Consider the following 810-nt stretch of genomic DNA (forward strand, 5'->3'; position numbering starts at 1 on the left):
ATTGGGCAAGAAATTCTGCAATTAGAGATTATCAAATTGATCCTAGTAAAGTTTATTCAGTTCCATTTGGGTTAAATATGGATGAGGTTCCTGATAAAGCGGATGTCTTAAAATCAGTAGAAGAAAAAATTCATATTAACAGATGTAATTTGGTATTTGTAGGAAAAGATTTTGTAACTATTCACTCCGATAGTAGTATGTAAAGAAGCGCAACACAAATAGGGCATCCCCGTAATAGAAAATGCCCTAAGTGGTAGAAAGAACGCGATCAAGCGTGTCACCCGTCAACAGAAGACATAACGAATCCCACACGTTTTTTTCGTGTTTCGTCAGTGTGGAAACGATGCTTCTTGTGATACAAAAAGACTGGGCGAATGTTTCTACGCGAAACGTACCCGAAATGTTCTCTTTGACTTTAACCATGCGAAGATCGCGTTCGGCTTGGTTGTTGTCAAAGGGAACATGTACTTCACGTAAGAAACGCAACGCTTCTTCCTTTCGTTTCTGAAGCCGTCGAACAAAAGCGAGTGCTTTTTTCGGAAGAGGTGTCATCGTTTCCAATCGATGTTGTGCTCTTTCTAGGATGCGATCATACACTCGTTCCCACCGTCTCGCTTCTTCTTCGGAAAGTGCACCGTGATGGGCTTCAACGGCTTGCTTGGCGGCTAGCAGAAAAATCGGCATATCCGGTCTGGAGGCAGACCGGGTCATGCGATGGCAATGTCCTGATTGTAAGGGAGAATGGGAGCGGGAGTAGCAGAGAACGAGGGACAAGGAATGGGCTGAAAGGGCATGCCGTACACGGAAACA

Annotated in this window: 1 protein-coding gene and 1 pseudogene; one reads left to right on the forward strand and one right to left on the reverse strand. The window is 44.2% G+C overall.

All coding sequences use genetic code 11. From position 1 onward, the window contains the following. Positions 1–203, forward strand: a pseudogene (locus tag HZY91_RS10770) (hypothetical protein); the annotation flags it as partial. 43 nt (positions 204–246) lie between these two features. Here HZY91_RS10770 and HZY91_RS10775 read toward each other — a convergent pair. Further along, a partial coding sequence (locus HZY91_RS10775; RefSeq protein WP_235991638.1) for an IS66 family transposase occupies positions 247–810 on the reverse strand: 564 nt, incomplete at its 5' end.

The sequence above is a fragment of the Facklamia lactis genome (assembly GCF_015863205.1).
GTDB lineage: Bacteria > Bacillota > Bacilli > Lactobacillales > Aerococcaceae > Facklamia > Facklamia lactis.